Source organism: Streptomyces sp. NPDC029956 (assembly GCF_055574655.1).
The window spans coordinates 50,736-66,498 of sequence record NZ_JBVHZJ010000014.1 but is presented as its reverse complement, the minus strand read 5'-3'; the positions used below and the strand labels follow the sequence as shown (position 1 = coordinate 66,498).

At 72.0% G+C, this 15,763-nt stretch carries 15 protein-coding genes; 10 read left to right on the top strand and 5 right to left on the bottom strand.

Annotation, left to right across the window (positions count from 1 at the left end):
* The first annotated feature begins 203 nt into the window (after positions 1-203).
* The 3 genes from ACZ4XX_RS14000 to ACZ4XX_RS13990 all read left to right on the top strand — a co-directional run bounded on the left by ACZ4XX_RS14000 (position 204) and on the right by ACZ4XX_RS13990 (position 2,766).
* On the top strand, positions 204-554 hold the full coding sequence (locus ACZ4XX_RS14000) for a hypothetical protein (RefSeq protein WP_468508178.1): 351 nt from the start codon (positions 204-206) through the stop codon (positions 552-554).
* A 255-nt stretch (positions 555-809) separates the two neighbouring features.
* A complete protein-coding gene (locus tag ACZ4XX_RS13995) occupies positions 810-1,391 on the top strand; it encodes a dienelactone hydrolase family protein (protein ID WP_468508177.1) in 582 nt (193 codons plus the stop codon).
* Between the two features lie 196 nt (positions 1,392-1,587).
* Positions 1,588-2,766 carry a YncE family protein gene (locus ACZ4XX_RS13990; RefSeq protein ID WP_468508176.1) on the top strand — a complete coding sequence of 393 codons (1,179 nt, stop codon included), beginning with the start codon at positions 1,588-1,590 and terminating at the stop codon, positions 2,764-2,766.
* A gap of 17 nt (positions 2,767-2,783) precedes the next feature.
* Here the strand turns inward: ACZ4XX_RS13990 and ACZ4XX_RS13985 are convergent, their stop codons facing one another.
* On the bottom strand, positions 2,784-3,353 hold the full coding sequence (locus ACZ4XX_RS13985; protein ID WP_468508175.1) for an NADPH-dependent FMN reductase: 570 nt from the start codon (positions 3,351-3,353) through the stop codon (positions 2,784-2,786).
* A gap of 507 nt (positions 3,354-3,860) precedes the next feature.
* Here ACZ4XX_RS13985 and ACZ4XX_RS13980 point away from each other — a divergent pair.
* The gene (locus tag ACZ4XX_RS13980; protein WP_468508174.1) at positions 3,861-5,243 is read left to right on the top strand and encodes an NAD(P)/FAD-dependent oxidoreductase; all 1,383 of its coding nucleotides are present in this window, start codon (positions 3,861-3,863) and stop codon (positions 5,241-5,243) included.
* Positions 5,244-5,347: 104 nt separating this feature from the next.
* Here the strand turns inward: ACZ4XX_RS13980 and ACZ4XX_RS13975 are convergent, their stop codons facing one another.
* The gene (locus ACZ4XX_RS13975; RefSeq protein ID WP_468508173.1) at positions 5,348-6,172 is read right to left on the bottom strand and encodes a hypothetical protein; all 825 of its coding nucleotides are present in this window, start codon (positions 6,170-6,172) and stop codon (positions 5,348-5,350) included.
* Between the two features lie 178 nt (positions 6,173-6,350).
* Between ACZ4XX_RS13975 and ACZ4XX_RS13970 the strand changes: the two genes are divergently transcribed.
* The 3 genes from ACZ4XX_RS13970 to ACZ4XX_RS13960 all read left to right on the top strand — a co-directional run bounded on the left by ACZ4XX_RS13970 (position 6,351) and on the right by ACZ4XX_RS13960 (position 8,446).
* Positions 6,351-6,791, top strand: a complete 441-nt coding sequence (locus ACZ4XX_RS13970) for a GNAT family N-acetyltransferase (RefSeq protein ID WP_468508172.1) — start codon at positions 6,351-6,353, stop codon at positions 6,789-6,791.
* Positions 6,792-6,881: 90 nt separating this feature from the next.
* Positions 6,882-7,961, top strand: a complete 1,080-nt coding sequence (locus ACZ4XX_RS13965) for an NAD(P)H-dependent amine dehydrogenase family protein (RefSeq protein WP_468508171.1) — start codon at positions 6,882-6,884, stop codon at positions 7,959-7,961.
* A complete protein-coding gene (locus tag ACZ4XX_RS13960; protein ID WP_468508170.1) occupies positions 7,958-8,446 on the top strand; it encodes a carboxymuconolactone decarboxylase family protein in 489 nt (162 codons plus the stop codon). Before ACZ4XX_RS13965 ends, ACZ4XX_RS13960 begins: the two co-directional genes overlap by 4 nt.
* A 76-nt stretch (positions 8,447-8,522) precedes the next feature.
* Here ACZ4XX_RS13960 and ACZ4XX_RS13955 read toward each other — a convergent pair whose 3' ends face one another.
* The 3 genes from ACZ4XX_RS13955 to ACZ4XX_RS13945 form a co-directional block, all read right to left on the bottom strand.
* Positions 8,523-10,166: a GMC oxidoreductase gene (locus ACZ4XX_RS13955; RefSeq protein WP_468508169.1), complete on the bottom strand. Its 1,644-nt coding sequence runs from the start codon at positions 10,164-10,166 to the stop codon at positions 8,523-8,525.
* 158 nt (positions 10,167-10,324) lie between these two features.
* Complete coding sequence (locus tag ACZ4XX_RS13950; RefSeq protein WP_468508168.1) at positions 10,325-11,758, bottom strand: aspartate ammonia-lyase; 1,434 nt, start codon at positions 11,756-11,758, stop codon at positions 10,325-10,327.
* A gap of 343 nt (positions 11,759-12,101) precedes the next feature.
* Positions 12,102-13,217, bottom strand: coding sequence for an asparaginase (locus ACZ4XX_RS13945; protein ID WP_468508167.1), 1,116 nt, complete (start codon positions 13,215-13,217; stop codon positions 12,102-12,104).
* A 118-nt stretch (positions 13,218-13,335) separates the two neighbouring features.
* On the opposite strand from ACZ4XX_RS13945, the gene ACZ4XX_RS13940 reads away from it, so the two are divergent.
* The 3 genes from ACZ4XX_RS13940 (at position 13,336) to ectA (ending at position 15,755) form a co-directional block, all read left to right on the top strand.
* Positions 13,336-13,800, top strand: a complete 465-nt coding sequence (locus ACZ4XX_RS13940) for an Lrp/AsnC family transcriptional regulator (protein ID WP_468508166.1) — start codon at positions 13,336-13,338, stop codon at positions 13,798-13,800.
* Between the two features lie 221 nt (positions 13,801-14,021).
* Positions 14,022-14,825, top strand: a complete 804-nt coding sequence (locus tag ACZ4XX_RS13935; protein WP_468508165.1) for an endonuclease I family protein — start codon at positions 14,022-14,024, stop codon at positions 14,823-14,825.
* A 408-nt stretch (positions 14,826-15,233) separates the two neighbouring features.
* Positions 15,234-15,755, top strand: a complete 522-nt coding sequence (gene ectA / locus ACZ4XX_RS13930; protein WP_468508164.1) for a diaminobutyrate acetyltransferase — start codon at positions 15,234-15,236, stop codon at positions 15,753-15,755.
* Positions 15,756-15,763: the final 8 nt, after the last annotated feature.

Here is a 15,763-nt window from a genome sequence, read left to right as displayed (position 1 = left end):
GGGGTCCCTCCCGGGTGATCGATGATCCATTCTCCGTGTTCGGGGGCCCGGAGGACAGCGAATATCCGCCGCGGCGGAGGCGTGGCGGTGTGGTGGGCGGGGCGGTGTGCGGGGGCTCACTCCGGGGTGTGTCGGTGGTGCCCCGTAGACTCGCCGTCTCCCCGTCGGTGACCTCACCGGCGCAGACGAAGGAAGCGAGCCCCATGAACCACGCGGACGGCACGGCACCGATCTACGCCGAGCTCATACGGGAGCGGGGGGATGTTCCGGGTGACGTCCGCCAGGTCGCCGAGGAGGTTCTGCGGGACCTGAGCCGGGTCATCCAGGTGCCGCCGCAGGGTGTCCAGGGCCCTCAGCACGGCGTCGTCGCGCACGCGGGAGCGGTCGCGCACCCGGGGGCGCACCAGGGTCAGGGGGCGCACCAGGGAGTCGTCGCCCTCGCGCACCAGGGCGCCGTCCAGCAGTCCGGCGTCGGCGGCCCGATGGGCGTCGGCGGACCCTCCGGTGTCGTGGGCCAGGCGGGCGCCGTCCTGCCGCAGCGGCCGATGCGTTAGGGCCTGTCGTTCCGGGGCCGTCCGTCACGCTTCCGGCCGGCCCCGGCCCGCCCCGATCGTTCCCGGTCGGCGCACCGGCCCGTCCCCTCGTTTCCCGCTCGTCGCACCGTTCCCGCCCGCCGCGATCCGGCTCGGCGCCCCGGCCCGTCCGCCCGCCCGCTTTCCGGGCGTTGTCAGTGCCGTGGGTCATGCTGCTGCCGATCGGTCCGTGCCGCAGTGGGAGCGGGCCGCGTACGGATGACTGGGGATGACGACATGGCCGAGGTTCTGCTCTTCCATCACTCGCTCGGGCTGACCGCGGGCGTCGGCGCGTTCGCCGAGGAGCTGCGGCGGGCGGGGCACACGGTGCACACCCCCGACCTGTACGGGGGCCGGACCTTCACCGATCTCGAGGCCGGCGTCGGGTACGCACAGGAGATCGGTTTCGACACGCTCCTGGCGCGCGGCGAGCGGGCGGCCACGGAGCTGCCCGAGGCCCTCGTCTACGCCGGGTTCTCGCTCGGTGTGCTGCCCGCCCAGAAGCTGGCGCAGACCCGGGCCGGGACGCTCGGCGCCCTGCTGTTCAGCGCTTGCGTGCCGGTGTCGGAGTTCGGCGCGGCCTGGCCGGAGGGCGTCCCCGCGCAGGTGCACGGGATGGACGCCGACCCCTTCTTCGTCGACGAGGGTGATCTGGCGGCCGCTCGCGCGCTGGTGGCGGACGCGGCGGACCGGAGACTCTTCCTGTACCCGGGGAGCGCGCATCTGTTCGCCGAGCGCGGGGCGCCGTCCTTCGTGCCCGAGGCGGCGGCGCTGTGCGTGGAGCGGGCGGTCTGCTTCCTGGACGGCGTCAAGCGCTGATCGTCGCCCGCCACCCGGGCAGGCGCACGGACGGACGAGGTCAGCCGATCGGTCGACCCCGGTGTCGTCCGTCCTGCCGTCGGGCCGGGGCCGGCTGTCGGACCGTGCACGGCCGTGCACGGGCGGAGGATCGGTGCAGGGTGCGGCCCCGTCCCCGGACGGGGCCGCCCGTGTCCGCCGTACCGAGGAGTCCGTCATGACGAAGTACCGCCGCGCGTCCCGTACCGCCCGGGTGCTCCTGCCCGGAGCCGTGGCCGTGGTCCTGCTCGCCGGGTGCGCGCAGGGTTCCGGAGGGGCGGCCTCGGCGACGGGAACGGCGTCGTCGGCCGGAGTGTCCCCCACCGGCGCCCCGCCCACGGCCGGCTCTTCCGTCACCGTGGCACCCTCCCCGGCCGGCACGCCCGCGCCGGGCACCCTCCTGGTAGCCGACTTCGGCTCCGACACGGTGACCTTCGTCGACCCCGAGCGCGGTGCCACCGGATCGGTCGAGGTCGGCACCGCTCCCTACGGTCTGGCCCTCGGCAAGGACGGGCGGGCCTGGGTGGCGACCGCCGAGGGCGTCGCGGTGGTGGACACGAAGACCCGGCAGCGGCTCGCGCTCGTCCCGTACGAGACGGAGACGGGTCCCGTGACCACGGGCGAGTACCGGGGAGGCGGCATGGGCATCGCCCTCGCGCCGGACGGGCGCCGGGTGTACGTGGGGGTCAACGTGCCCGGCGGGAACGGCGCCCTGGAGGTGATCGACACGGCGGCCCTGCGGGTCACCGACACGGTGCCGGTCGGCCGCCGCCCCTTCGACGTGGACGTCTCACGCGACGGCGCCGAGGTGTACGCGACGAACCACGACTCCTTCGACGTCACGGTCGTCGACGCGGGGACGCTGGAGCCGCGCCGCGTGGAGGTCGCCCCGTACGGCACGGAGGGCGGGCTCGGTTCCTGGCTGAAGCCGCACTACACGGCCGTGCGCCCCTCGGACGGAATGCTGCTGCTGCCCTTCGAGGGCGAGCGGCTCGCGGTCGTCGACCCGCGGACCGGCCGGACCGCCATCGAGCCGATGACCGCCGACACCCACCAGCACGGCGCCACGGTGACCCCCGACGGCACGCTCCTGACGGTGGGCACGGGGCCGATCGACCCGGACGAGGACGAGGGGCCCTCCCTGACGGTCCGGACCCCCGGAGGCGCGGAGCGGGTCTATCCCCTGGAGGGGCCGCACGAGGACGTGGCGGTCTCCGAGGACGGGCGCACCGCCTATGTGACCGGCGGGTTCACCCGCGGCGGGTACTGGGACGGCCTGAGCGTCGTCGACCTCGGCACGGGTGACGTCCGCCGGCTGGAGGCGGGGTCGCGTCCGCTGGGGATCGTGGTCCTCTGACCCGTTCACGACCCCGTTCAGCGCTGGGGCAGGACGGTGAGGACCCGTTCGATGAAGGTCTTGAAGTCGGCCATGAAGTCGGTCAGGAACTGCTGGGTCGTCGGGTCGGTGACCTCGCCGTCCGGTGTGAAGAGCCCCGGGACGAACTGGATGTAGGCCTCGGGGGCGTTCATCTGCGGGGAGTTGCAGAAGCTCAGCACCGAGCGGAGGCTCTGCTGGGCGACGGCGGTGCCGATCTTGCCGGGCGAGGCGCCGATGACGGCCGACGGCTTGTGGGTGAACGAGTTGGTGCCCCAGGGACGGCTGGCCCAGTCGATGGCGTTCTTGAGGCCGCCGGGGATGGACCGGTTGTACTCGGGGGTGACGAAGAGGACGGCGTCGACGGCGGCGATGGCCTCCTTGAGGGCCCGGCCCTCGGGCGGGTAGTCCGCGTCGAAGTCGTGGTTGTAGAGCGGGAGGTCCTTGATGGGGATCTCCTGGAACTCCAGTTCCGGCGGTGCCACGCGGAGGAGGGCGCGGGAGAGGGTCCTGTTGATGGAGTCCTTCGACAGACTGCCGACGAAGTAGCCGACCTTGTACGTGGTCATGCGGGGTGTTCCGCCTTCCGGGAGGGATACGGCCTCCGCGCGGGGCCTTCGGCAACGTAACCCGCCCGTGGTCCCCCTGCGACCGGAGCCCCGGCGGGGCCTCTGGCCTGGGCGGCGGCGGAGACGGTGGTGACGAGCGCGGCGTCGGCTCCGGCCGTCGCGGCGAGCCGGGGGCGAGGTTCGGGGAAGACGCCGGGTTTGCTTCGAGACGCACGGTGCACACGTACAGCGAGGCCGAGGGCGGGGAGTCCCGGCGGGCACGTCCGGGTCGGCGCCGGGGCCGAGCGCCCCGAGCCGCAGGCCGTCGAAGAGGGCATCGGCGGCAGGTCGGGCGAGGACGACGCCGGCGGCGCCCGTCCGCACCGGGGCGGACCTTGCCGAAGAGCGATCCAGACGCAATGACGATAAAAAGGGTGAACCACGGATAGGAGGCGAAAGCATGCCATACCCGGATCACCGGTCCATATCCGATGGTTTCTTGCACGCTCATACGGAAGGGCGGACAGCGTGACGCGACCGAGGATTCTCGTGGTGGGCGCCGGATTCGCCGGAGTGGCCTGTGTACGGCGGCTCGAACGACGCCTCGCGGAGCGGGAGGCGCAGCTCGCGCTCCTCTCACCGTTCTCGTACCAGCTGTATCTGCCCCTGCTCCCCCAGGTGGCGGCGGGGGTGCTGACCCCGCAGTCGGTCGCCCTGTCGCTGCGCCGCAGCGAACGGCACCGCACCCGGATCGTGCCGGGCGGTGTGGTCGGCGTGGACACGGCGGCGAAGGCCTGTGTGGTGCGCACGATCGCCGGGGAGTACGTGACCGAGCCGTACGACCATCTCGTGCTCGCGCCCGGCAGCGTGACCCGCAGTTTCGACATCCCCGGTCTCGCAGAGCACGCGCGGGGGATGAAGACCCTCGCCGAGGCCGTGTACATCCGCGACCACGTCATCGCGCAGCTGGACCTGGCGGACGCGAGCAACGACGAGGAGGAGCGGGCCGCACGGCTGCGGTTCGTGGTGGTCGGCGGCGGCTACGCGGGCACGGAGACGGCCGCCTGCCTCCAGCTGCTCACCCACAACGCGGTCAAGCGCTATCCCCGCATCGACCCGAAGCTCATCAAGTGGCACCTGGTCGACATCGCGCCGAAGCTGATGCCCGAGCTGGGCGACAAGCTGGGCGCCGCCGCGATGGACATCCTGACGAAGCGCGGCATCGAGGTGTCCCTCGGGGTGTCGGTGGCCTCCGTGGACGACGACGCCGTGACGCTCACGGACGGGCGGGTGCTGCCGAGCCGGACGCTGATCTGGACGGCCGGGGTGGCGGCCAGCCCGCTGATCGCCACGCTCGGTGCGGAGACGTTCCGGGGACGGCTCGTGGTCACGCCCGAGATGACCGTGCCGGGCCTCGACGGGGTGTGGGCCCTCGGGGACGCGGCGGCGGTGCCGGATCTCGCCAAGGGCGAGGAGGGCGCGATCTGTCCGCCGACCGCCCAGCACGCGATGCGGCAGGGCAAGGCGCTCGCCGACAACCTGGTCTCGACGCTGCGCGGCGAGCCGACCCATCCGTACGTCCACAAGGATCTGGGTCTGGTGGTGGACCTCGGCGGACTGGACGGGGTCTCGAAGCCGCTCGGTGTGGAACTGCACGGGGCGCCGGCGCAGGCCGTGGCCCGCGCCTATCACTGGGCGGCGCTGCGGACCAATGTGGCGAAGACCCGGGTGATGACGAACTGGCTGCTGAACGCCGCGGCCGGGGACGACTTCGTGCGGACCGGGTTCCTGGCGTCGAAGACGGGCACGCTGCGGGACTTCGAGTACACCGACGCGTATCTGACCCCGGAGCAGGTCCGGCTCCACACGGGCGCGTTCCGCGGGGCGGTCGGGACCGGCGGAGGGAACTGAGGGGCACGCGCGCACGGGCCACCGTGACGGGGCCGGACGGGCAAGGGCGCGTCCGGCCCCGTCTCTGTGGCCGGCGGGAGCGGCCCGGTGCTCCCCGGCCTCGCTCAGCGGGCGAGTTCGGACGCCGGACCCATGACGATGACAGGCTCTCTGGCCGGGTCGAGGGCGCGGATGAGCGAGCGCAGCGACTCGCGTTCGAGGGTGACGCAGGCCTGAGTGGGTCCGCCGTGGTCGACGTGGATCCAGACTCCGCCGCCCTTCTCGTCGCCGAGCGGGCGTTCCCTGTCGAGCGGGGTCCGGCCGGGGACGCGGTTGTAGTCGATGGCGACCACATGGTCGAAGGAGCCTTCGAGGGGCTCGCCGGAGAAGCCTGTACCGCTGATGGCGAACTGGTCGTCCTGGTCGTACGGGAGGCGGGAGCCCGGGTCGGGCAGCCGGCCGCCCGCGTCGCCGAGCCGGAAGACCCCGATGGGGGTGCGCAGGTCACCGGCCGTGTGGTCGGCGGTCCAGCCCCGCAGCGCGTTGTGGGCGGGCCACGACCCCCCGGTCTCGATCCAGCCGCCGCGGGGGTCCTTCTCGTAGAGGGTCGCGGTGGAGGTGTTGTCGTCGCCGTCGGCACCGGTGACGACGAGGGCCTGGGTGGTGCCGTCGGGGACGAGGGCCTGGGTGGCGGGGCCGACGCCGGGGAGCCCGGGGGCGGGGACGGGTTCGGAGGCGATGCTGCTCGCCGGCTCCCCCGGCCCGCCGGCCCCGGGTGCGCCGGGTGGGGCGCCCGCGGGGCGGGAGTCCCCGGCGGGCGGGAGCGAGGCGGCCGTCCCTGCGGGTGCGGCGGGGGCGGGGGGCGCGGTGTTCGCGCATCCGCTGAGCAGCAGGGCGGCGCACAGTGTGCCGGCGCTCAGCAGCGCGGGGACGCCCTTGTGGACGGACATGGACGGATCCTCCTGGCCGGGGGCAATGCGGGGATGCGTACCCGTTCGGCGGGCGGCACTGCGGTGGTTGCGGTGCCCTCACCCGTACGGCCGCGGCCGACGGTGTCACGGTCCTCCGCCGTCTCTCCGCACCCGAATGCGGTTGACCGGGCCGGAAGGGCCGCGGTTTCCTGCACACATGAACGATCTCCGTATCGAGCCGGCCCTGAGCGAGGCCCAGCTCGCCGACTGGCGGGCCGTCCACAACACGATCATCCCGACGGCCGTGCTCTCCGCCGACGAGGTCCGTGAGCGCGCGGGTCGCAACCGGCTGGACGTGGCATATCTCGGGGAGGCGGCGGTGGGTTGTTCGACGGTGCGGCCGCCGGACGAGGAGACCGCGGCGGCGACGGTCATCGCGCGGACGCTGCCCGGGTTCCGGGGGCGGGGCGTCGGGACCGCACTGTACGAGCGGGGACTCGCGCACGCGCGGGCGCTGAGCGACGAGGGCGTCGAGACGGTGGTGCTGGCCTCGAACGAGGACGGGCTGCGGTTCGCGCTGGCGCGCGGTTTCGTCGAGGTGGAGCGGTACGTCCTGCCGGGCGACACCGTGCCGTTCGTGACGCTGCGGCTGGCCTGACGCGCCAGGCCGCCAACGCGATCTGACGATTCGTCAGATGATGGTGTCACGGGTCTGGGAACCTTCGGGGCCCGGCGCTACCCTCCGCGCATGATTCGGACGGTGGTGTGGGGTACCGGAAATGTCGGGCGCGCGGCGATCCGCGCCGTGGACGCCCATCCAGGGCTGGAACTCGCGGCCGTGCTGGTCTCCGATCCGGCGAAGGTCGGGCGGGACGCGGGCCGGCTCGCGGGGCTCGGCCACGACCTCGGGGTCGTGGCCGTCGACGATGTGGGCGCGGTGCTGGACGGGCGGCCGGGGGCGGTGGTGTACGCGGCTTCCGGCGACACCCGGCCCGACGGGGCGCTCGACGACGTGGCGCGCGCGGTGCGGACGGGCGCGGTGGTGGTCACCCCCGCGCTGTATCCGCTGTACGACCAGCGCAACGCACCTCCCGAGTTCCGGGATCCGGTGCTGGCCGCGATCGCCGAGGGCGGCGGTTCGCTGTTCGTGTCGGGAGTCGACCCGGGCTGGGGCAACGACGTTCTGCCGCTGCTGGTGAGCGGGCTGGGCAGCACGGTGGACGTGATCCGCTGTCAGGAGATCTTCGACTACTCGACGTACGAGCAGGAGGAGTCGGTCCGGGACCTGATCGGGATGGGCCGGCCGCTCGACTACGAGCCGCCGATGCTGCTGCCGTCGGTCCCGACGATGGTGTGGGGCGGGCAGATACGTCTGATGGCCCGCGCGCTCGGCGCCGAGCTCGACGAGATCCTCGAGACGGTCGACCGGCGTCCGCTGGAGTCGACCGTGAAGACCCGGACCATGGGCGTCTTCGAGGCGGGCACGCAGGGCGCGATCCGCTTCGAGGTGCAGGGCATCGTCGGAGGCGAGCCCCGCATCGTGATCGAGCACGTGACCCGCATCCACCCCTCGTGCGCGCCGGACTGGCCCGTGCCGCCGGACGGGGCGGGGGCACACCGGGTGATCGTCGAGGGCAGTCCCCGGATCGAGGTGACGGTGGCGGCGACCGCCGAGGGCGAGAACCGCTCGGCGGGCGGGAACGCGACGGCGGTGGGCCGGCTGGTCGGGGCGATCGACTGGCTGGTGGCGGCGGATCCGGGACTGTACGACGCGCTGGACGTGCCGTTGCGGCCGGCGGTCGGGAAGCTGGGAAGGAGACCACGGTGATCATCGACATTCCCGAGGGCCAGGAGCCGATCGGGTACGTGTGGGGCGACATGGTCCCGGAGATCGGGACGGCGGCGGCGAACTTCTCGCTGTCGGTGTACGCCCATACGACGCTGGGGCTGCGCGAGTTCGAGGCGGCGCGGCTGCGGATCGCGCAGATCAACGGCTGCGGCTTCTGTCTGGACTGGCGTACCGACCGGGACGGGGTGAAGGTCGAGGAGGGCTTCGACGAACTCGTCGCCGCCTGGCGCGAGACGGAGGCCTCCGAGGCCTTCGACGAGCGGACGCGGCTCGCGGCCGAGTACGCGGAGCGGTACGCGCTGGACCATCACGGCCTGGACGAGAAGTTCTGGGAGCGGATGACGGCCCGGTACAGCCAGGCGGAGATCGTGGAGCTGACGATGAGTCTGGGCTCGTGGCTGGCGTTCGGGCGGCTCAACCGGGTGCTGGGGCTCGACGAGGTGTGCGTGCTGCCGACGCACTGAGCGCGCGAGGAAGGGCCGGCCGGGTGGTTCCCGGCCGGCCCTTCCCCGTGCGACGTGCCCGTGTCGCGCCCCGGGCTCAGAAGTCCTCGGCGACGATCCGTTCGATGTTGCGTTCGGCGAGGGCCGTGATGGTGACGAACGGGTTGACGCTGGCGTTGCCGGGGATCAGTGATCCGTCGATGACGTACAGCCCGGAGTAGCCGTGGAGGCGTCCGTGGTTGTCGGTCGCCCTGCCCAGGACGGCACCGCCGAGCGGGTGGTACGTGAGGTGGTCGCCCCAGATCTTGTACACACCGAAGAGGTCGGTGCGGTAGATCGTGCCCTCCTTGGAGTTGATCTTGTCGAAGATGGTCTTCGCGGCGTCGATGGAGGTCTGCTTCCAGGCCCTGTCCCAGCTCAGGTCGACCTTGCCGGTGGCCGGGTTCCAGGTGAACTCGGCCCGGTGGGGGGTCTTGGTGATGGAGAGGTAGAAGGAGGCGTAGGTCTCGATGCCGGTGGGCAGCGGGGCGACCTCGGCGAAGGCGCCGCCCGCGTCCCAGTTGTCGATGCCCGCGGTGGGCATGGCGGACTGGAGTTTGCCGGTCGGGTCCCACATGTGGTTGGCGCGGCCGCACATGACGTTGCCGTTGTCGCCCCAGCCCTTGCCGATCTCGTTGTTGAGGGCGGGGAGGGCGCCGGTGGCCTTGAGGCGGGTGAGGAGCTTGCTCGTGCCGATGCTTCCGGCGGCGAAGAAGACCTTGTCGGCGGTGACGGTCTTGCTCGCGAGGGTGGCGCCCGTGGTGTCGATCTGGTCGATGGCGACGGTGTAGCCGCCACCGGCCGCCGGGGTCACGGAGGTGACCTTGTGCAGGGCGGAGACGGTGACCCGGCCGGTGGCGGCGGCCTGGGCCAGGTAGGTCTTCTGGAGGGTCTTCTTGCCGGCGTTGTTGCCGTAGATGACCTCGCCGTCGAGGGCGGACTTCGGGACGGCCCCGGCGGCCTCCTGCTTCATGTAGTCCCAGTCGTAGACGTTCGGGACGAACACGAAGGGGAAGCCGGAGCGCTGGGCGTGCTTGCGGCCGACGCGCGCGTACTGGTAGCAGGCGGTGCTCTCCCACCAGGCCTGGTCGACCTCGGTGACGCCGAGTCCCGCGTTGGCGCGCGGGTAGTACGTCGCGTACATCTCGGCCGCATCGACGGTGGGGAGGATGGCCGCGAAGTTCTCGCGGCGCGGGGTGACGGCCATGCCGCCGTTGACGAGGGAGCCGCCGCCGACGCCCCTGCCCTGGTAGACGGTGATGCCGGCGAAGTCCTCGGCGTCGAGGATGCCGGTGTGCCGCGGGACGTCCTTGTCGAGGGGGAAGCCGAGGAAGTTGCTCAGCGGCTGCTTGGTGCGGGTCCGCAGCCAGAAGGAGCGGTAGTCGGGCCGGGTGGTGTTGGCGAAGATCTTGCCGTCCGGTCCCGGGGTGTCCCAGGCCATGCCCATCTCCACCATGTGGACGGCGACGCCCGCCCGGGCGAGCCGGAGGGCGGCAACGGAGCCGCCGTATCCGGTGCCGATGACGAGGGCGGGCACGTGGGCGCCGGTGGGGATGGGGGTGTCGGCGAGGCGGGTTTCCGCGTGGGCCGGGGCGCCGTGGCCGACGAGGGCGGCGGCACCGAGAACAGAACCTGTTCCCGCGAGGAATCGACGACGGCTTACGCCGCCGATTCCCCTTGCGGGCAGGGGGTGTTCGCTCATGTGATGTTCCTCACTCAGAGGCGAATGGGAACATGTTCTACTGTCGACCATCGGGGAAGTCACGAGAAACCGACGGGTAACTTCACGTCGGGTACACCTCTCGAACACCGCCACGATGGACGGACCTCGGAGCGGAGGAGCCGGAGGGGGCGGAGAGGTCAGGCCAGGGCCGGGCCCGGGGCTCCGGTGAGGCGCTCCGGGGTGAGCAGCTCCGCGAGGCGTTCGGCGGGCAGCAGGCCCTTCTCCAGGGTGAGTTCGACCACTCCGCGCCCGGTGGCGAGCGCCTCCTGCGCGATGGCCGTGGCCGCGGTGTAGCCGAGGTGCGGGTTGAGGGCGGTGGCGAGGCCGATGGAGTTCTCGACGGCCGCCCTCAGCGCCTCGGTGTTGGCGGTGATGCCGCTGACGCAGCGGTCGGCGAGGGTCAGGCAGGCGGCGCGCAGGGAGAGGAGGCTCTTCGACAGGGCGTGGAAGATGACCGGCTCGAAGGCGTTGAGCTGGAGCTGGCCGGCCTCGGCGGCCATGGTGATGGTGATGTCGTTGCCGATCACCTCGAAGGCGACCTGGTTGACGACCTCGGGAATCACCGGGTTGACCTTGCCGGGCATGATGCTGGAACCGGCCTGGACCGGCGGCAGGTTGATCTCGTTGAGCCCGGCCCGCGGTCCCGAGGACAGCAGCCGCAGGTCGTTGCAGGTCTTGGAGAGCTTGACCGCGATGCGCTTGAGGACCCCGGAGAGCTGGACGAAGGCGCCGCAGTCCTGGGTGGCCTCGATCAGGTTGGCGGAGGTGACGAGCGGCAGACCGGTGAGCTCGGCGAGGTTGCGGCGGGCGGTCTCGGCGTAGCCGGGGGCGGCGTTGAGACCGGTCCCGATGGCGGTGGCCCCGAGGTTGATCTCGTGGATGAGTTCGACGGCCTCGGCGAGCCGGCTGCGGTCCTCCTCCAGCATCACGGCGTACGTGGAGAACTCCTGGCCCAGCGTCATGGGCACCGCGTCCTGGAGCTGGGTGCGGCCCATCTTGACGACGTCGCGGAACTCCAGGGCCTTGGCGGCGAAGGCGTCCTGGAGCACGGCCATGGCGAGGAGGAGTTCGCGGGCGGCGCCGATCGCCGCGATGCGGATGGCGGTCGGGTAGACGTCGTTGGTGGACTGGCCGAGGTTGACGTCCTCGTTGGGGTGGAGGCGGTCGTAGTCGCCCTTGGTGTGGCCGAGGAGTTCCAGGGCGCGGTTGGCGACGACCTCGTTGGCGTTCATGTTGGTGGAGGTGCCGGCGCCGCCCTGGACGACGTCCACGACGAACTGGTCGTGGAGCCGGCCCGTACGGATCTCCCGGCAGGCGCCGGCGATGGCGGCGGCCTTGTCCGCGGGCAGCAGCCCCAGTTCCTCGTTGGCGCGGGCGGCGGCCTCCTTGACCGCGGCGAGCGCGTCGATCAGGAGCGGGTAGACGGAGATGGGCGTGCCGGTGACGGTGAAGTTCTCGGTGGCGCGCAGGGTGTGGACACCCCAGTAGGCGTCGGCGGGAACGTCCCGGTCCCCGAGCAGATCGTGTTCGCGACGGACGGGAACGGGGTGCGGGGCCGGTGCGGGAACCATGGGGTGTCCTTGAGGGTGGGAAGGGTGGAGGTGGGCGTCGCGGGTGGCGGGCGCCGAAGTGCCGGGGCGGGCACGGAAGGGTGTCGGCGAGGGCGTGCCGGGGGCCTGACCGGGTGCACGCGCACGCGTGGGAGCCGCGCCCGGAGGCACGCGGGCGCGTCACGGCCCTGCCAGGGGTACGCGGGGCGGGTGCGGGCATCGCTGACGGGCGAGCGGCGAGGGTGACGGGCCGCCTCGGGGCCGTACGGTCACAGCCCGGGAGAGGCGTCCCGAAGGGTGGCTCCGGCTCGCGGACGGGCGGGGGGGTGCGCCGCCCGCGAGCCGGGGTTCTGGGGTGCGCCGGTCAGGCGCGGGCGGCGACGGCCGAGGCCGAGCGGGAGCCGCCGGTGGCGAGGGCCGGTTCCGCGCGGACGGGCCCGTCGAGGAGGCGGCGCAGCAGGGCGGTGCTGCGGACGGGGTCGCCCGCGCCGGTGCCGCCGTCGGCGAGGAGCGTCGCGAGGACCGCGATCCGTGCCTGCGCGGCGCGGAGCGTGCCGGTGAGCAGCGCTCCGGCGGCGACGAGGTCGACGGCCCCGCCGCCGGTGTAGATCTCGGCGAGCGGCCCGGCGGGGACGCGGGTGGTCACGGCGACCAGGACGCCCTGGGCGACCGCGTCGGCCACGGCGGCGGCGATCTCGGGGGTGGCGTTGCCCGCGCCGGTGGCGACGAGGACGATGCCCCGGGCGCCGGCGCCGACGGCCGCGTTCAGGAGGAAGGGATCACCGTCGGAGTGGTGCGTGACGATGGCGACCCGGGGCACCGGGACGGCGTCGGGGACGTCGGGGTCCGCCTTGTCCGCGGCGGCGGGCAACGGCAGCGGCGTCGGACGCTCCGGCTGCCGCTCGATGTCGACACGGGAGAAGCCGACGCGGCCCAGACGCTCGGCCGAGGGGTCGGAGAAGGCGTCGGCGGCGAGCGTCTGGGTCTTGACGGTGCCGCGGGCGGCGTGGACGCGGCCGTCGAAGACGACGAGAACACCGAGGTCGCTGACGGAGGAGGCCACCTGGAGCGCGTCGTAGAGGTTGCCGGGGCCGTCCCCGTCGCCGGTGCCGAAGGGGCGCTGGGCGCCGGTGAGGACGACCGGGCGGGCATCGGTGTGGTGGAGGTCCAGGAAGAAGGCGGTCTCTTCGAGGGTGTCGGTGCCGTGGGTGATCACGATGCCGTCGACGCCGGGATCGGCGAGGGTCTCGTGGACCGTCCTGAGCAGAGCGAGCTGGTGTGCCGCGGTCACGCGGGAACTGTTGACGTTGAAGAGGTCGACGACCTCGACGGTGACGCCCTCGGGAAGCGGGGCGGTGGCCAGCACGTCGTTGCCGGAGGCGTCGGCGGCGTAGCCGGTGCCCTGCCAGCGGCTGGCGATCGTGCCGCCCGTGCTGATGACGACGATCCGGCGCGCTCCCCCGTCGTTCGTCCGCTTCATGCCTGCCGTCCTTACTCCGTACCGAAATCGCCCTGCGTCGCAACGATAGGGCAGAAGCCGCGCAAGGCGATTGCGAAATCAGCCGCTGTATCGTTTCGTCGTGGTAGATGATTGCGTCATGGACCGAATCGATCTCCACATCTTGCGCGAGCTTCAGAACGACGGCCGGCTGAGCAACCAGGAGCTGGCCCAGCGGGTGGGGCTCAGTCCGTCGCCCTGTCTGCGCCGGGTCCGCCAGCTGGAGCAGGACGGGGTGATCCGGGGATACCGGGCGATCATCGATCCGGAGGCCGTGGGGCGGGGCTTCGAGGTGCTCGTCTCGGTGGAGGTGCGGCGGGACCGGGAGACGGTGGAGGCCTTCGAGGAGGCGCTCCAGGACGTGCCGGACGTCATCGAGGCGTACCGGCTGTTCGGGAGCCCCGGCTGTCTGCTGCGGATCGCGGTCGCCGACCTGGCGGCGTACGAGCGGCTGTGGATCGAGCGGCTGACGACCCTCACCGGCGTCACCGAGGTCAACTCGCAGATCATCATGAAGCGCATCAAGGAGCCGAAGGGGATGCCGGTGGACGTCCGGGGCGTCTGAGGACACCGGGCCCCGGCCGCACCCGACGAGGACGGGCACGGGAAGGCCCTCCCGGTCCCGCCATATGCGAACTCGTCATGGAACAGCCTCCTCCCCGTTACATGACAGGTACCTGTCGTGTGCCACTCTCCCGATGACACGAAGTCAACACGCGTAGACAGCGGAATCGTTGAGCCGACGCCCGCCGTCCGACGCGTACCGTCCCCGGGAAAGGGCCCCCCATGTCCGTTGTGCGGATCGGCAGATGGAAGGTGTGGGCAGCGGCCGTCGCCGCCACCCTCGTCGGCGTCACGCTCCCCACGGTCGCCGCTACCCCCGCCGGCGCCACCACCACCGCGTACGACAGCACGTACTACAAGAACGCGATCGGCAAGACCGGAACGAGCCTCAAGTCCTCGCTGCACACCATCATCAGCAGCCAGAGCAGGATCTCGTACGACGCGGTCTGGAACGCGCTGAAGGTCACCGATCAGGACCCCGGCAACACCAACAACGTCATCCTGCTCTACAGCGGGACCTCGCGGAGCAAGAGCCTCAACGGCGGCGACGTCGGGGACTGGAACCGCGAACACACCTGGGCCCAGTCGCACGGAAACTTCGGCACCTCGGCCGGCCCCGGCACCGATCTGCACCACCTGCGTGCGGCGGACGTCCAGGTCAACGGCATCCGCGGCAACAAGGACTTCGACAACGGCGGCAGCGCCGTCAGCGGCGCCCCCGGCAGCTACACGGACAGCAACTCGTTCGAGCCGCGCGACGCCGACAAGGGCGACGTGGCCCGAATGATCCTCTACATGGCCGTCCGCTACGAGGGCGACGACGCCTGGGCCGACCTGGAGCCCAACGAGTCGACCACCAACGGCAGCGTCCGCTTCCACGGCCGCCTCTCGATCCTGAAGCAGTGGAACGAGCAGGATCCGCCGAGCGCCTTCGAGGAGCGCCGCAACGACATCATCCACACCACCTACCAGGGCAACCGGAACCCCTTCATCGACCACCCGGAGTGGGTCGAGGCGATCTGGTAGTCCGAGCACCGCAGCGGTGAGAGGAGCCGGGCCGGGGTCGTCGTACCCGGCCCGGCTCCGGCACGTTCCGGGGCGGCTCGGGCCCGGCTCCGGCACCCGTTCCGGACCGGGCCCGTCGGGCACCGCGCACGGAGGAACCTCTACACCTGACCGCTGGAGCAGCCCTCAAACGTCAGATGGCGGATGTTCTCACGCTCTTGGCGCGAAGTGCAGATACACCCGAGAGACGTTATCCATCCGTTACAAACGGTCAGTTCATCCCGGTATCGACGTCTATTCCGTGCGACGCGGCGCACATTTCCGCCCCGGAAGCCGCCGGTTCATTTATCACGCCTGCCTGTCCACAACAACCCGTCCGGACCAGGAAGTTCCGAGATCCACTGGGTAGCTTCGGCGCCCATGACCCCGTTGACCACTGGCCTTACGACCACGACCCACCGCACGACTCCCCCGACGATCGCGGACGGCGCCGAGCTCTGGCGCATCGCACGCGGATCGGGGGAACTCGACCTCAACTCGCCGTACAGCTATCTGCTGTGGTGCCGCGACTTCGCCGCCACGACCACGGTCGCCCGTGACGCCTCCGGACGCCCGATCGGCTTCGTGACCGGCTATCTGCGCCCCGACGAGCCGGAGACCCTCTTCGTCTGGCAGATCGCCGTCGAGGGTTCGCACCGCGGAACCGGGGTAGCCGGGACCCTGCTCGACGCTCTGTCCGCGCAGGTCGCGGCCGAGCACGGCATCAACCGGATCGAGGCGACCGTCACCCCGGGGAACCTGGCCTCCGACCGGCTCTTCCGGTCGTTCGCACGCCGGCACGGCGCGGAGGTGACGCAGGAGGTCCTCTTCCCGGCCGCCGCGTTCCCCGCGGCGGGCCACGAGTCCGAGGTGCTGTACCGCATCGGCCCCCTCGGCCCGCAGGTCTCCTGAGCCGTCGA

Excerpts from the sequence above, each read along its gene's own strand:
- ACZ4XX_RS13935 (WP_468508165.1), top strand. The coding sequence starts at position 14,022 with ATGTCCGTTGTGCGGATCGGCAGATGGAAGGTGTGGGCAGCGGCCGTC.
- ACZ4XX_RS14000 (WP_468508178.1), top strand. The coding sequence starts at position 204 with ATGAACCACGCGGACGGCACGGCACCGATCTACGCCGAGCTCATACGG.
- ACZ4XX_RS13955 (WP_468508169.1), bottom strand. The coding sequence starts at position 10,166 with ATGAGCGAACACCCCCTGCCCGCAAGGGGAATCGGCGGCGTAAGCCGT.
- ACZ4XX_RS13995 (WP_468508177.1), top strand. The coding sequence starts at position 810 with ATGGCCGAGGTTCTGCTCTTCCATCACTCGCTCGGGCTGACCGCGGGC.
- ACZ4XX_RS13975 (WP_468508173.1), bottom strand. The coding sequence starts at position 6,172 with ATGTCCGTCCACAAGGGCGTCCCCGCGCTGCTGAGCGCCGGCACACTG.
- ACZ4XX_RS13945 (WP_468508167.1), bottom strand. The coding sequence starts at position 13,217 with ATGAAGCGGACGAACGACGGGGGAGCGCGCCGGATCGTCGTCATCAGC.
- ACZ4XX_RS13985 (WP_468508175.1), bottom strand. The coding sequence starts at position 3,353 with ATGACCACGTACAAGGTCGGCTACTTCGTCGGCAGTCTGTCGAAGGAC.
- ACZ4XX_RS13970 (WP_468508172.1), top strand. The coding sequence starts at position 6,351 with ATGAACGATCTCCGTATCGAGCCGGCCCTGAGCGAGGCCCAGCTCGCC.
- ACZ4XX_RS13950 (WP_468508168.1), bottom strand. The coding sequence starts at position 11,758 with ATGGTTCCCGCACCGGCCCCGCACCCCGTTCCCGTCCGTCGCGAACAC.
- ACZ4XX_RS13990 (WP_468508176.1), top strand. The coding sequence starts at position 1,588 with ATGACGAAGTACCGCCGCGCGTCCCGTACCGCCCGGGTGCTCCTGCCC.
- ACZ4XX_RS13940 (WP_468508166.1), top strand. The coding sequence starts at position 13,336 with ATGGACCGAATCGATCTCCACATCTTGCGCGAGCTTCAGAACGACGGC.
- ACZ4XX_RS13965 (WP_468508171.1), top strand. The coding sequence starts at position 6,882 with ATGATTCGGACGGTGGTGTGGGGTACCGGAAATGTCGGGCGCGCGGCG.